We start from the raw sequence: 15,465 nt of genomic DNA on the forward strand, positions 1-15,465 counted from the left end.
GGCATTGAAGGAAGGGTCACAAGGTTCGAAGAGATTTGCTGTGCTGTAACCAGTATGGCACTCTGCGGACCTTATTTGTATGTCAAGACGGAAAGAACGTAAGGAATTCGTAAGGATTAGGTAAGAAATAAGAAATAGCTAATCGATACAATGAGGACATCAGAAGAGATGAGAGGGGTAAATGAAATGACCTTCCTTGTACGGACGCATCGTTTGACGAAGAATTATCAAGGCAAAGATGTCGTATCGAATGTGAGCATGAATATTAAGAAAGGCGAGATATACGGATTCCTTGGCCCCAATGGGGCGGGGAAGACAACGATTATGAAAATGATGACGAATCTCTTGCAGCCAACGAGCGGTGAGATTGAGATGTTCGGCGAGAAGATGACACCCACATCCTATTCCTTGCTATCTCGCATGGGGACAATTATTGAGCAGCCAATCTTCTATGATCGTCTTACTGCGCAGGAGAATCTGGAGCTTCATTGCGAATACATGGGCTACCATAATAAGAAGGCGATTGAGGATGCACTGGAACTGGTAGGGCTGAACGGCATTGAACGCAAGCAGGTGAAGGACTTCTCCCTTGGGATGAAGCAGCGTCTAGGCATCGCGAGGGCCATATCGATCAAGCCAGAGCTGCTGCTCCTGGATGAGCCGATTAATGGTCTTGACCCAATTGGGATTAGGGAGATACGTGACCTGTTCAAGAAGCTGTCACGCGAGTTCGGCATTACGCTCTTGATCTCCAGCCACATCTTAGGGGAAATGGAGCTGGTTGCAGATACGATCGGTGTCATTAACCATGGGGTGCTGTTGGAGGAAGTGCCAATGGAGCGGGTTCGGGCGCAGCAGTCCGAATTCATTGAGGTCATCACTGATAATGCGAGCAAGGCAGCCTATGTACTTGAAGAAGTCATGCATATTTCGAATTTCCGCATTACGGACAACCGGATCATCCGCATCTATCAATCGGGGGTGTCCCAGCAAGATATTACGAAGGCATTTGTTATGAACGATGTCATGGTAGAGTCTGTCCATAAGAAGCATCATTCCTTGGAGGATTACTTTATGAAGCTGTTGAATGGAGGGGATGCTCGTGAATAAGCTCATTCGACTGGAACTGAAGAAATTCCGGTTTGCTACCTATATACGTACGGCCATGTATGTCACGATTGGGATTTTCCTCTTTATTTTGCTTGGAATCTATGGAGATACACGCGATATCGCGTTCCATAATATATCCGAAGTATTCAGTATCATCGATACGTTTGTGAAGGTTGCCTTCATTATTACGGCCTCGGTATTGCTAAGCCGAATGGTTATTGATGAGTTCAAGAGCAAGTCTATAACGGTCATGTTCATGTACCCGATTCCACGGAAAAAGCTCATGACAGCTAAGCTGATCATTGTGGTCTTGTACACCTTTATAGCCATTATTCTATCAAATATTGTACTTATCAGTGGATTCCTCTTATACAATTCTTATGCGCACACTGTACCTGGCACGGCGACAATAAGTATGGTTACGCATCAAGTGGCAACTAGTGTTATCAACTCCTTAGCAGCAAGCTGCTTAAGTCTGATTCCATTATGGTTCGGCATGCGCAAATATTCAGCGGCGGCGACCATTACGAGCTCCATTCTAATTGCAGCCTTTCTAGGCTCGTCGACTGGCGGATTTACCTTGTGGTCCATTATCGCAGTGCCATTTGCTTTTGCTGCGCTTGGTGTAGTGATTGGTTACTTGACGATTCGCAAGATTGATACGATCGACCTGTATAAATAAAAATAGATGCAGCGAAATACCTTGTTGTGACAGAGATGTGGCATGCCCAAATTGGTGACAAATTTCAGAAGAGTTCTGGAAAAAAGGTGCAGCACATTGCGGGCTGTTTGTAAAGAGGAAAGAAGGCACAATGTCTTTTTTCTTCTTTTTTTCACTTTTTTTCGACTATATTTGTGAAATTTGACACAAAGTTCTTATTTTGATCAAGTAATTGCTTTATAATTGTGATAAATATCACATTGCAGCGTTTCTGTATCTGACAGAATACAACTGGAACATGTAATCAACGTCATTGATCCCGTGTTCGACGCAGGCATTACAGCCTATTCAGCATAGGAATTGAGAGTATAAATAGAAAGGTGGAAGGACAACGATATGTGGGATACGATCTTATTATCGCGCATTCAGTTTGCATCGACGACGATTTTTCACTTCTTCTTCGTACCGGTATCGATTGGTCTAGCATTGCTCATCGCAATGATGGAGACGATGTATGTCGTCAAGGGAAATGAAGAGTACAAGAAGATGACGAAGTTCTGGGGGAAGCTGTTCCTCATTAACTTCGGTGTCGGTGTTGTCACAGGTATTATTCAGGAATTCCAGTTCGGAATGAACTGGTCGAACTATTCTCGCTTTGTCGGGGACGTGTTCGGTGCGCCGCTTGCGATTGAAGCATTGCTGGCATTCTTTATGGAATCAACGTTTATCGGATTATGGATATTTGGATGGGATCGCTTATCGAAGAAGGTGCACTGCCTGTGCATTTGGCTTGTAGCCATCGGTACAACGTTGTCCGCCTTGTGGATTTTGGCGGCGAACTCCTTCATGCAGCGTCCGGTCGGATTCGAGATTAACAATGGCCGTGCGGAAATGAACGATTTCTTCGCGCTGCTGACGAATGGTCAGCTGCTTGTTGAATTCCCACATACGGTTTTCGGGGCATTTGCAACAGGGGCGTTCCTGATTACTGGGGTGAGTGCTTATAAACTGCTGAAGAAGCAGGACGTTTCTTTCTTCCAAAAATCGTTCAAGATTGGTGTTATCGTGGCTACGGTCTCTTCCATTCTGGTTGCGGTCTTCGGTCACCAGCAGGCACAATATTTAATGCATACCCAACCAATGAAGATGGCGGCAAGTGAAGGCTTGTGGGAAACAAGTGGCGATCCTGCGCCGTGGACGGTATTTGCAGCAATCAATACGGACAAGCAAGAGAACAGCATGGAATTCAAAGTTCCATACTTGCTTAGTTTCCTATCTTATAGTAAGTTCTCCGGAGAAGTCCGCGGGATGAAGGAATTGCAAGCGGAATATGAACAGCTGTATGGCCCTGGCGATTACATTCCGCCGGTGAAGACAACATTCTGGAGCTTCCGCATCATGGTTCTTGCCGGAACATTGATGATTCTGCTTGGCATGTATGGCTGGTTCTTGGCAGCACGCAAGAAGCTGGGCAATCCGAATAAGTGGTTCATGCGCTTCATGCTCTATGCAATCTCATTGCCGTTCATTGCGAACACAGCAGGCTGGATTATGACGGAAATTGGCCGTCAGCCATGGACGGTATTCGGTCTCATGCGGACAGAAGACAGTATTTCGCCGAGTGTGTCGGGCGGTCAAGTGCTATTCTCGCTTATCGCATTCTCGACAATTTACACCGTACTTGCTATCGTGCTTGTGTATTTGTTCGTTCGTGTCATCAAAAAGGGTCCGAATGAAGTAATGAAGGCAGAACATTCGAATGACCCGTTTGATCAGGAGGGACAACATGTTATCTCTTAATGAATTGTGGTTTCTACTAGTTGGAGTGTTATTTGTCGGATTCTTCTTCTTGGAAGGCTTCGACTTCGGTGTCGGCATGTCGACGAAGTTCTTGGCCCGTACAGATGGGGAGAAACGCGTATTAATCAACTCGATCGGTCCGTTCTGGGATGCCAATGAAGTATGGTTGCTTACGGCCGGCGGGGCGATGTTCGCTGCGTTCCCGAACTGGTATGCTACGCTTTTTAGCGGATATTACACGCCGTTTGTCGTTTTGCTGCTTGCATTGATTGGACGCGGTGTCGCATTCGAATTCCGCGGCAAGAAAGAGACAGAACGCTGGAAGAAGTCTTGGGATTGGGCGATTTTCTTAGGAAGTCTGCTTCCTCCATTTCTGTGCGGGGTTGTATTCGCAGGGCTGATTCAAGGCTTGCCAATTGACGGCCAGATGGAAATGAAGGCTGGACTGTTCGATATGGTGAATGTGTATACATTGCTTGGCGGGGTAACCGTTACGGTACTGTGCCTCGTGCATGGCTTGATGTTCACAACACTGCGCACAATTGGCTCCTTGCAGGAGCGCGCACGTAAGCAAGCGAAGATGCTGCTAGTGCCTTTGGCGGTATTGTTTGTTGCTTTCGGTGCTATGACGTACTTCAAGACGGATGTATTTGAGGTTCGCGGTGGGATCTTAACAGCTGTTGCTGTAGTTGGGGTTATTGTTTATGTGCTCGCTGGCTACTTCATGGCGAAGAAGCGCGATGGCTGGGCATTTGGCATGACGGGCGGAGTTATCATTCTATCGATCGCCTCTGTCTTTATCGGATTATTCCCGCGTGTTATGATTAGCTCGATTGATAAGGCATTCGACTTAACGATTCATAACGCCGCTTCTGGGCAATACTCATTGAAAGTTATGACGATTGTAGCTCTAACCTTGCTGCCATTCGTTCTAGGATATCAAATTTGGAGTTATTTCGTCTTCCATAAACGGCTTCACGAGAAGGAGCATTTAGAATACTAATGGATAAAAATTTGCTCAAGTATGATGGAGCAAGGCCGACGATGTTCATCATTGCCGTCCTTACTCTTGTGCAAACACTATCCATCATAGGTCTGGCAATCAAGCTGGCGGAGGTTATCTCCGCCCTGTTTGCCGGCGCGCCGTTGCAGGAACAAGCCGCAAATATGGGTCTGTTCCTGCTTGCGTTTACCGTCCGTCAAGTGACGACCTTGCTTATGCAGAAGGTAGCCTACAACTTCGCCGAGAAGACAGGGGTAAACTTGCGGCGTCAGTTGATGGATAAGTTGTTCCAGTATGGGCCTCGCTTCGCCAAGTCAGAAGGTACGGGCAATCTCGTTACTCTTGTGCTTGAAGGGGTCTCCCAGTTCCGTACGTACGTGGAACTGATTCTTCCTCGGATGATGGGTACGGGCATTACGCCAATTCTCATCCTACTCTATGTACTCACGCTAGATATGGCGTCCGGTATTATTTTGATTGTGACGCTGCCGATTTTGATTGTATTTCTGATACTAGTTGGGCTTGCTGCGCGTAAGCAGATGGATCGACAATGGGAGTCGTACCGCATTTTATCGAACCACTTTGTCGATGCGCTTCGGGGCTTGGAGACGCTTCGTTTTCTGGGGCAGAGCCGCAAGCACAGTGATACGATTGGGCAAGTGAGTGACAAGTACCGCTCTGCGACAATGCGTACGCTTCGTGTAGCTTTTCTCTCCTCCTTCGCCCTTGACTTCTTTACGATGTTATCCGTGGCCTCTGTAGCGGTTGGCCTGGGTCTTCGTCTTATTAATGGAGAAATGACATTAGTGACGGGGCTTACGGTGCTGATTCTAGCCCCTGAGTATTTCCTGCCTGTTCGCATGGTTGGTGCGGATTATCACGCGACATTGAACGGGAAAGAAGCTGGAAAAGCAATTGATGCGATCATTAAACATGAAACTGAAGTAGGGGGAAGTGTCTCACAGCTTCCGTCCTCTCTTGCTTGGACGCAGGACAGCACAATCGCCTTGTCCGGCATAGGTGTGAAGCATGAAGCGGATGGACCGTCTTCACTGAAGGATGTAACGTGTGAGGTGACGGGTCTTCTGAAAGTCGGCATTGTCGGCGAGAGCGGGGCAGGCAAGTCTACGCTCATTGATGTGCTTGGTGGTTTCCTTCGTCCGACATCAGGACAGGTCACCTTGAACGGCATGGACGTGTCATCGCTTGATGAGGAAGCTTGGCGTCAGCTGACGACTTATATTCCACAGCATCCGTATCTTTTCAACGTGTCGCTTGCGGACAATATCCGATTCTATGCGCCTGAAGCTTCTGATGAAGAAGTGGATCGCGCCCTTGCAGCAGCTGGCTTGTCTACATTGACTGCTGAGCTGCCAAATGGTCGGGATGAGCTTATTGGCAATGGAGGCCGCTCTCTTAGCGGCGGACAGGAGCAGCGTGTGGCGCTTGCTCGTGCATTCCTGAGCGACAGACCGATTATGATGCTGGATGAGCCTACGGCCCATCTGGATATTGAGACAGAATATGAGCTCAAGCAGACGATGCTATCGCTGTTCGAAGGCAAGCTGGTCTTCCTTGCGACGCATCGCCTGCATTGGATGGAAGATATGGATTGGATTATCGTCATGGATCATGGAAGGATAGCAGAGGCAGGTACGCACCAGGAGCTGCTTGAACGCCAAGGCGTGTATTACAGCATGTTGATTTCGCAGCAGGAGGGGATATTGTGACACGTGAACAGAATCAATGGCTGCGTCCTTATTTGCGGCGCTACTGCGGTCGCTTCGCGCTCATTATTTTCCTCGGCATGCTGACAGTACTGTGCGCGAGCGCGCTCATGTTCACCTCTGGATTTTTAATATCCAAATCAGCCGCACGTCCGGAGAACATTCTCATGGTGTATGTACCGATTGTGCTTGTGCGCACATTTGGTATTGGCAGAGCCGTTGTGCATTATGTAGAGCGGCTTGTAGGTCATGATGCCGTACTTCGCATCTTATCAAAGATGCGTGTGCGCTTGTACCGGATTTTGGAGCCGCAAGCCTTGTTCATCCGCTCCCGATTCCGCACAGGGGATGTGCTTGGTGTGCTGGCAGATGATATTGAACATTTGCAAAATGTCTATGTACGTACTATTTTTCCGAGCATTGTCGCGATTGTGATGTATGCGGCAGGGATCGCGGCCCTCGGCTGGTTTGATCTCCCGTTCGCACTGCTGATGGCACTGTATATTGCCGTACTCGTCTTCATTCTGCCGTGGATATCGCTATGGTTCACACGTCGGAAGAACCGCCTAATGAAGCAGGAGCGCAGTGGACTATATCGGAAGCTGACAGATGCGGTACTTGGTATGAGCGACTGGGTCATTAGCGGACGCGCTTCTCAATTTGTCGACTCCTATGAAGCAGATGAGGCGAGGGTGGCTCGTATTGACCGAGATTTACGGATGTGGGCGCGATGGAGAACGCTAGTCGCACAATCTGTCGTCGGCTTGACGGTCATTACGATGGTGTACTGGGCTGGCGGCCAAGCGGCTGATGGAAATATGCCTGCTGTTATGATTGCGGCGTTCGGTCTTGTGGTGTTCCCATTGATGGACGCCTTCCTGCCGGTATCGGAAGCGGTAGAGAAGCTTCCTCAGTATGAAGATTCGTTGGAACGTCTGTCGGGCATGGGAGAGGCGCCTGTGGAACAAGCTGTCGGCAGCGCAGCGAATGTGAAGCCAGAGCTGCTGCAGCAAGCACGAAAGTCTGCCCATATCCGCTTGGATCAAGTCAGCTTCCGGCATGCAGGATCAGCCTCCTTGACGATTAGTGGGGTATCGCTTGATATACCGCAAGGCAAGAAGATTGCGCTTATCGGACGCAGCGGTGCCGGAAAGTCAACATTATCTACCTTAATTCAAGGTGCGGTGGTACCGGAGTCTGGCAGCGTCATGATCAATGATGTTCGCGCTAACGAATATGGCGAGCATATCCCGGAGATTCTGTCTGTGCTGAATCAGCGTCCACATCTGTTTGATACGACAGTAGCGAACAATATTCGTCTAGGACGGCGCAGTGCTTCGGATGAAGAGATTCGCCAGGTAGCGGAACAAGTGAAGCTGAATACACTGATCGCTTCTCTTCCGAAAGGATACGATACGGCGATGATGGAGACCGGTCAGCGCTTCTCCGGAGGGGAGCGGCAGCGCATCGCGCTGGCGCGCGTACTGCTTCAACGTACGCCGGTCGTCATTCTCGATGAGCCGACAGTTGGCCTCGATCCGAAGACGGAGCGGGAGCTGCTGGCGACCATGTTCGAGACGATGAAGGGAAAATCGCTCATCTGGATTACCCACCATCTTGTTGGTGTTGAGCAGATGGATGAGATCGTCTTTATCGAAAATGGCCAGGTGGAAATGCGCGGTTCTCATGCCGAGCTTATGGAGCAATATCCGCGATACCGCAACTTGTATCATTTGGATCGTCCGGGCAAAGGGTTGCTGTAATCTTCATAGCGTTTGAGGCTTTGCCTTTTATGCTTCTATATAGTAGAAATAGAAAAAGTCTCGATAGCATCAGAGTGACGTACTCTGGTGCTATTTTTCAATATAAGTACTTTTTTGCTTCGATTTGCTTCTGTTCTTCATGAACAGGAAGGAAGATGGATGGGGTGAGCGAATTGTTAATGAAGGAGATTGCTAACGGTTCAAATAGGGTAATAAATAGTAGTTAGCTGTAGCTTAGCGTTCACCTGAGGATAAGAGATGTATACTTCACCTTATTTAACAGCATAATGAAGAAGGTATGTCAGAATTATGACTCAAATGAGAAAGAATATCATTTTCATATTATAATTATTATAAAATAGCTTGACAGATTGAAGCGTTTAGTTAATAATAATTATTATAAAGTGCATCAATCGAGTATGTTGTTTCCGACATGCTCTAAATAAACCATAAATCAAAGTAGAGGAGATAGTAACTATGTCACTTATCGGAAAAGAAGTACTACCATTCAAAGCAAATGCATTCCAAAAAGGTCAATTCATCGAAGTTACAGAAGAGAACTTTAAAGGTAAATGGAGCGTAGTATGCTTCTATCCAGCTGACTTCACATTCGTCTGCCCTACTGAGCTCGAAGACTTGCAAAACCAATACGCAGAGCTGAAGAAATTGGGTGTTGAAGTGTACTCCGTATCTACAGATACACACTTCACGCACAAAGCTTGGCATGAAAGCTCCCAGGCTATCGGCAAGGTTGAATATATTATGATCGGCGACCCATCCCATATCGTTTCCCGCAACTTCGACGTATTGATCGAAGAAGATGGTCTTGCAGACCGCGGTACGTTCATTATCGATCCAGATGGAATCATCCAAGCAGCTGAAATCAACGCTGGCGGCATCGGCCGTGATGCAAGTGCTCTTATCAACAAGATCAAAGCGGCACAATATGTTCGCAACAATCCAGGTGAAGTTTGCCCAGCGAAATGGCAAGAAGGCGGCCAAACATTGAAGCCAAGCCTTGACCTCGTGGGCAAAATCTAAGGAGTCCTTACAATGGCATTAGATCAAGATATCAAATCACAACTCGAACAATATCTCCAGCTTCTTGAGGGAGATATTGTGCTCAAGGTCAGCGCAGGCTCTGATGATGCGTCTTCGGAGATGCTGTCCTTGGTGGAGGAACTCGCTGGCATGTCGTCTCGGATTACTGTGGAGAAGACACAGTTGTCCCGCACTCCAAGCTTTAGTGTGAACCGTGTAGGTGAAGATACAGGCGTTACTTTCGCTGGTACTCCGCTCGGACATGAGTTTACCTCTTTGGTATTGGCTTTGCTGCAAGTTAGCGGCAGAGCCCCTAAGGTAGAGCAGAGTGTGATTGATCAAATTAATAACATTCGCGGCGAATATAAGTTTGAAACTTATATCAGCCTGAGCTGCCATAACTGTCCGGATGTTGTTCAGGCGCTGAACCTGATGAGCATCCTCAACCCTGGCATTTCGCACACGATGATTGATGGTGCCGTATTCAAGGAAGAGGTAGAGAGCAAGGACGTTATGTCTGTGCCTAGCGTATACCTGAACGGCGAATTCTTCGGCGGCGGACGTATGACCATTGAAGAAATTTTGGCGAAGCTTGGTACGGCTCCAGATGCATCCGAGTTCGATAATAAAGAGCCATTCGATGTTCTTGTTATTGGCGGTGGACCATCAGGTGCAAGTGCGGCGATTTACGCAGCACGCAAAGGGATTCGCACAGGTATCGTTGCAGAGCGCTTCGGCGGTCAGGTAAACGATACGCTTGGCATTGAGAACTTTATCAGTGTGAAATACACTGAAGGTCCTCAGCTCGTAGCGAATATTGAAAATCAAGTGAAAGAGTACAATATCGATGTCATGAAGCTTCAGCGTGCGAAACGCTTGGAGAAGAAGGATCTTATCGAAATTGAACTCGAAAACGGTGCTGTACTGAGAAGTAAGACCGTCATCGTATCGACAGGTGCTCGTTGGCGGAACGTCGGCGTCCCTGGTGAAGCAGAGTTCAAGAACAAAGGGGTAGCTTACTGCCCGCATTGTGATGGACCTCTGTTCACAGGCAAGGATGTGGCAGTCATTGGCGGCGGCAACTCTGGTATTGAGGCCGCAATTGACCTTGCAGGTATTGTGAAACATGTGACGGTACTTGAGTTCGCTCCAGAACTGAAAGCCGACGCTGTATTGCAAGATCGCTTGTACAGCCTACCGAATGTAACGGTATTGAAGAACGTGCAAACATCTGAAATTACCGGTACAGACAAGGTTGACGGCATTTCCTATATCGATCGCGCTACAGGGGAGACGAAGCATGTTGAGCTGCAAGGCGTATTCGTACAAATTGGTCTTGTGCCGAACACAGACTGGTTAGCTGATACCGTTGAACGCACTCGCATGGGTGAAATCGTAGTAGACAGCCATGGTGCAACAAGCGTACCTGGCGTATTTGCAGCCGGCGATTGCACGAATAGCCCATACAAGCAGATCATCATCTCGATGGGATCTGGTGCTACAGCAGCATTGGGTGCATTCGATTATCTCATTCGCAATTAATCGATATCATCATGAATAGATACGCTTCTTGCCTCGTGGCAGGTCAAGCGAGCGACGGCCCTCATTTCTTACATGAAGTGGGGGCTGTTGTTATTTTCCTATTAAATGTGGAGTAGAGAGAACTTTACAGGATTTAGGGTTGATTCGCTATAATGTTGTAACTATAATGGTTACATGTATGTAGGTTGAAATTGACATATCTTGTATTGTTGGTTACAGCCGCGATTACGATTTAAGAAAGGAATTGAATAACCATCTATGAGTATACCTGTGCAACACAGTAACACGGCCTCAGCCTTGTCTGCACCTACTCGGAAGCAGAGACTGTCCATGGCCGTTATTCTTGGGTCGATGACAGCGATTGGTCCGTTGTCGATTGATATGTATCTGCCTTCTCTGCCGATGTTGGCGAGTGACTTGCAGACGAGCACTTCCTTCGCGCAATTGAGCTTAACTGCCTGTCTCTTGGGCTTAGCTCTTGGTCAGTTGATGCTTGGACCTCTTAGTGACGCAAGAGGGCGCCGGAAGCCGCTGATCCTCTCACTTGCCATTTATGTGATAGCTTCTGTTCTCTGTGCTATTGTTCCGTCCATAGGGGGCCTGATTGCCCTTCGCTTCATTCAGGGCATGGCTGGGTCTGGAGGCATTGTCATTGCTCGTGCCATGGTGCGCGATATGTATTCGGGCAGTGAACTGACGAAGTTCTTCTCGCTGCTCATGCTTATTAACGGGTTGGCTCCAATATTAGCGCCGATTGCTGGAGGGCAGCTGCTTCAGTTTACGACTTGGCATGGGGTGTTTATCGTGCTCGGCTTGCTCGGTCTGCTTATGATGATCGCAGCATGGTTCGGTTTACCGGAGACACTTCAGCCTGAGCGCCGTTCTACCGGCGGGCTGCGCACGACGATGGCAACCTTCCGTACACTGCTGTCTGATCGTGAATTTATGGGATATGCCTGCACACAAGGATTCGTATTCGCGGCGATGTTCGGTTATATATCGGGATCGCCATTCGTGCTGCAGGAAATTTACGGCGCATCCCCGCAAGCATATAGCCTGTTTTTCGCACTCAATGGCCTTGGGCTCATCATTGCGACACAAATTACGGGCCGCTTGGCGACTCGCTTCCATGAGAAGCAGCTCTTCATTGCAGGGATTGTGCAAACCGTCAGCGGTGGTCTGCTGCTCTTAGCTGCGATACTGCTGCATGCACCGTTAATCGCGGTTGTCATTGCCTTGTTCATCGTTGTATCAAGTACAGGGGTAGTAAATACAGCTGGCTTCTCCTTAGCGATGCAGAGCCAAGGGGAGAGGGCTGGAAGCGCGTCGGCTATGCTGGGCTTGATGTCCTTCATTGCAGGCTCGCTTGCTGCTCCGCTTGTCGGCATTGCTGGCAGCCATACAGCCGTTCCGATGGGTGTTGTTATTGCATGCTGCGGACTAGGCGCGGTACTGAGCTACTTGTTCATGATTCGCAAGCGGTAACGTCATATACTTGTTTCTTGTAAACAGTTGAATTCATATCATGTAATTTTCATTTATATGTATGTCCACTTACAGAAGCGCTGGAGCAAGCGAATGGTTCGCGAAATCTCCAGCGCTTTTTAGTTTGGTAATGGGTTGAGGGTTGAGACATGAATGCTTGGCTTATCCGGCAAGATTGTCGGTGTGCGCCTCTTGCTTGGTCATATGCTCAAGCCGCTTGGATTTGCGTGACAGTTGGTTGACGGTCAAAGTAATCATGAAGGCAGATAAGAGGCTCCCGACCATCGCAACGATGAATCCAGTCATATTATTGGATAATAGAGGCGCCATGAACGAAGGAACGTATGCAGTGCCTTGTACTTCGAACATTCCGACCAATAAGCCGCCCAGCCCTGCTGATACGATAGCACCGCCGAAGATGAATTTGTTCGAGAACATGAAGGGATACGCTGCTTCTACGAATGTGCCGAACCCGATATTGATCAGAAAGCCAGGTACGGCGACAGCGGCTTCTCCCTTATCACGCGGGGCAAATATATTCGCTAACGTGATACCGGCAGACACCATGACAAGTCCAGCCATGTCTACAGCTCCAAGGAAGCTGTTCCCGGTTCGTTCCATTTCGAGCAGGACAATGGGCAGGATGGCTGCATGATATACACCGCCTAGAATCGCAGGCCATATAAGCAGCCCAGCGAGCAGTCCGGCTAGCATTGAGCTTGTAGATACAGCTGCTTCCAGCAGCCAGCGAATACCTTCACCGGCTTGAAGGGCGATTGGAGCAATCATGAAATAGACGATAAGCCCAGAAATTAAACCGGAGAGTCCGCCGGCGACAATGTTGACAGTTGTAGCAGGGAAGCGCCACTGCACACATTTGCGAAAGAGAACATGCCCGAGCAGTCCAGCCCCAATCCCCCCAATGATTCCTCCAATAATGCCGCCCTCGACGGACATGACTCCGGCGATGATACCTGAGACGATGGATACCTCATCGAGATCCGAGATTTGCTTTGCTGCAATAGCTGCCAGAACGACAGGGAGCGCCTTAATCATAATGTCGAATATCTCGCTAAGTCCGGCCAGTGCAGGAATTTTACTTAAGGCCAGCAGCAGTGCCATTGCAATAAAGCCGGGCAGAGAGGCGAGCATAATGCCGCGTATGCTAATGCGTCTCCAAGGCGAGCCCTCTCCTGTTCTGCCAGACGTGGCATCAGCGGTTGCGCCGATAATTGGCCGATAGGTCAATCCCCATTGCTGACATAGTGTGGTCACGAACGTGACTGCTCTTGTACGATTCGTCGTTCCGGTCGTGCCAGACACAGCCAGCACATTCGCCCCCTTGGCACTGGTGAGGGCCATGGACGTACCGCCAGTTCCTGTGATCGGCAGGTTCATATCTATTGCTGCCTCCACGGTATATGCGTTGGTGCGGGTAGGATCTGCACTCATCATAATGAGTGCGCCAATACGACCCTGGTGAATCTGCGCCGCAATATCTTGATCCAATTGAGTGGCAACTTGATTGATCTCATCTAGTGATCCTTCTGCAAGTCGCTTCGGAGCCTGGAGCGTCTCATCCCAGCCATATAGGGCGGCCTGCGTAGAGCCTTTGGCGTTGTCCATTGAAGCGTCTGCGCCAACGAATTGAATCGCCCCGCAGCCGATTCCGGCACTCTCCAATTGGATGACAAGTTCTTGGAGCAGCTTAAGAGGGTCTTTGCCTCCTAAGTTATATAGGTTGCCTCCGCTGCTTCCGATGATTGCGATTGTTTTTTCCATAAACGATCCTCCTGTCTGTGGTAGAAAGAAGCTATCTAATCTATTTCCCTATATTATAGTAAAGTGGTAAATGGTTAAAGTAACAATCTATACAGTATGGAATAAAAAGGAATAATCGCTCCTGATTTTATAAAATAGGCGGATTGTGCAATAAGGAATGATGGAGAGTGAGACAGGGATGTGAGGTTGCTGCCGCAGTTTACTGAGAGTGAAGCAGGTAGTAGAACAAGGCTGCTTGTCTCTAGGTAGAGAGCGTAGGGACATGCAGCCTTGATGAAGGGAATAATCGAGAGATAGATAGAATGAAAATTAAAATTCAAGGCCCAGCACGGCAGGAATGCCTTCTTCATAGTAATGCTTCACAGGCTGAATTTCCGATACGAGATCTGCGATTTCAATGATTTCGGGACAAGCTGAACGTCCTGTGACCACGATATTCAGATGCTCGCGACGATTCTTAATCACTTCGATGATCTCAGTCCTTGGCAGAACATCATCAACAGGGAAGCTTGTAATTGCAAGTGCGTTGTTTAATTCATCCAGTACGATGAGATCATAATCACCAGACTGGATCTCCTGCTTCGCAATTGCCCATGCCTGCTTGAATGCTTCACGATGCTCCTCCGGTGTCTTCAGCCAAGTAAATCCGATCCCCAGCTGTCTTACTTCAACACCCAGCTTCTCCAGCGAAGCCTGTTCTCCGTAAGAGCGCTTGGGACTCTTGATGAACTGGAGCATTAGTACCTTGAAGCCATGTCCAACCGCTCTGACGCATAGCCCGACTGCTGCTGTCGTCTTCCCTTTGCCATCACCTGTATATACGAGCGTCATTCCTCTGGTTCGTGTCGCCATGTTGGCTGTCCCTCCTGTATGAGCCGGCATGCATCTTTCCAGCGTGCTGGCATAATCTTGGTAGCATATATTACTCCCATAGTATCACTGAGGGGAAGGCCTGTCACTAAGAGGGCGGGTATGAATCGGCTGGCGGTTTATCTGGTTGAACGCACGGCAATACTGGAAAGCAGAATCTATGGCTGTCGGCGGAAGGCCCGCAGCACAACAAGCAGGCATGCGATCAACTGCAGAAGTGAGGAATGACGTCTATGGATCAGCTGCAAGCAAGCTTACAACGCAATCTGGATTATATTCGGACGAAGCTCGGCAATAGTTCTGATATTGTGATTCGTGAATTGCGAGTTGGGGGCAAAGGCGAGCAAAGAATCGCATTAGTATATACGGATGGACTAGTCGATCAAGCGATTATAATCGACTTTATGATGGAGTCGCTCTTGGGCGACAGCCAAGTTTTGCAAGGTGATACATCCACGCAACAAGCAGATTCGGCTGCATCACAAGGCTCCATGGGCGCAAACGGTACGCCGGATTGGTCGGGAGGATCGGGGGCTGCATGGTCTGGATATGCACCAACTTTTGCATCCTCGAACGGAGTTCAATCCAGTTCACAATTTAGCTCACAACAAGGCACGCAACAAGGCATGCAACAAGGCACGCATCAAGGCACGCAACAAGGTACACAGCAAGGCACGCAGC

12 protein-coding genes are annotated in these 15,465 nt (G+C 48.6%); 10 read left to right on the forward strand and 2 right to left on the reverse strand.

All coding sequences use genetic code 11. The features are described from left to right. The first annotated feature begins 186 nt into the window (after positions 1 to 186). The 9 genes from AZ66_RS01790 to AZ66_RS01830 all read left to right on the forward strand — a co-directional run bounded on the left by AZ66_RS01790 (position 187) and on the right by AZ66_RS01830 (position 12,132). Complete coding sequence (locus AZ66_RS01790; RefSeq protein ID WP_021260898.1) at positions 187 to 1,110, forward strand: ABC transporter ATP-binding protein; 924 nt, start codon at positions 187 to 189, stop codon at positions 1,108 to 1,110. Further along, entirely contained in the window at positions 1,103 to 1,792 is a 690-nt protein-coding gene (locus AZ66_RS01795) for an ABC transporter permease (protein ID WP_021260899.1), read from the forward strand. The genes AZ66_RS01790 and AZ66_RS01795 overlap by 8 nt, the downstream gene beginning before the upstream one ends. Before the next feature lie 375 nt (positions 1,793 to 2,167). After that, on the forward strand, positions 2,168 to 3,571 hold the full coding sequence (locus AZ66_RS01800; protein ID WP_021260900.1) for a cytochrome ubiquinol oxidase subunit I: 1,404 nt from the start codon (positions 2,168 to 2,170) through the stop codon (positions 3,569 to 3,571). Further along, positions 3,558 to 4,574, forward strand: coding sequence for a cytochrome d ubiquinol oxidase subunit II (gene cydB / locus AZ66_RS01805; protein WP_021257329.1), 1,017 nt, complete (start codon positions 3,558 to 3,560; stop codon positions 4,572 to 4,574). Before AZ66_RS01800 ends, cydB begins: the two co-directional genes overlap by 14 nt. Then, the gene (cydD, locus tag AZ66_RS01810) at positions 4,574 to 6,304 is read left to right on the forward strand and encodes a thiol reductant ABC exporter subunit CydD (protein WP_044353350.1); all 1,731 of its coding nucleotides are present in this window, start codon (positions 4,574 to 4,576) and stop codon (positions 6,302 to 6,304) included. The genes cydB and cydD overlap by 1 nt, the downstream gene beginning before the upstream one ends. Next, positions 6,301 to 8,064: a thiol reductant ABC exporter subunit CydC gene (gene cydC / locus AZ66_RS01815; RefSeq protein ID WP_044353351.1), complete on the forward strand. Its 1,764-nt coding sequence runs from the start codon at positions 6,301 to 6,303 to the stop codon at positions 8,062 to 8,064. The genes cydD and cydC overlap by 4 nt, the downstream gene beginning before the upstream one ends. 477 nt (positions 8,065 to 8,541) lie before the next feature. Then, positions 8,542 to 9,105, forward strand: a complete 564-nt coding sequence (gene ahpC / locus AZ66_RS01820) for an alkyl hydroperoxide reductase subunit C (RefSeq protein ID WP_021260903.1) — start codon at positions 8,542 to 8,544, stop codon at positions 9,103 to 9,105. Positions 9,106 to 9,117: 12 nt separating this feature from the next. Beyond that, entirely contained in the window at positions 9,118 to 10,647 is a 1,530-nt protein-coding gene (gene ahpF, locus AZ66_RS01825; RefSeq protein WP_044353352.1) for an alkyl hydroperoxide reductase subunit F, read from the forward strand. A 258-nt stretch (positions 10,648 to 10,905) separates the two neighbouring features. Then, entirely contained in the window at positions 10,906 to 12,132 is a 1,227-nt protein-coding gene (locus AZ66_RS01830) for a multidrug effflux MFS transporter (RefSeq protein WP_082061409.1), read from the forward strand. 162 nt (positions 12,133 to 12,294) lie between these two features. Here AZ66_RS01830 and AZ66_RS01835 read toward each other — a convergent pair whose 3' ends face one another. Beyond that, a complete protein-coding gene (locus AZ66_RS01835) occupies positions 12,295 to 13,914 on the reverse strand; it encodes a PTS sugar transporter (protein WP_044353354.1) in 1,620 nt (539 codons plus the stop codon). Between the two features lie 309 nt (positions 13,915 to 14,223). After that, a complete protein-coding gene (locus tag AZ66_RS01840; protein ID WP_021260907.1) occupies positions 14,224 to 14,766 on the reverse strand; it encodes a cob(I)yrinic acid a,c-diamide adenosyltransferase in 543 nt (180 codons plus the stop codon). A gap of 251 nt (positions 14,767 to 15,017) precedes the next feature. Between AZ66_RS01840 and AZ66_RS01845 the strand changes: the two genes are divergently transcribed. After that, the coding region (locus AZ66_RS01845; protein ID WP_044353355.1) for a spore germination protein at positions 15,018 to 15,465 on the forward strand (448 nt) is incomplete at its 3' end.

It is taken from the genome of Paenibacillus sp. E194, assembly GCF_000935845.1.
In the GTDB taxonomy this organism is placed as follows: domain Bacteria; phylum Bacillota; class Bacilli; order Paenibacillales; family Paenibacillaceae; genus Paenibacillus_B; species Paenibacillus_B alvei_B.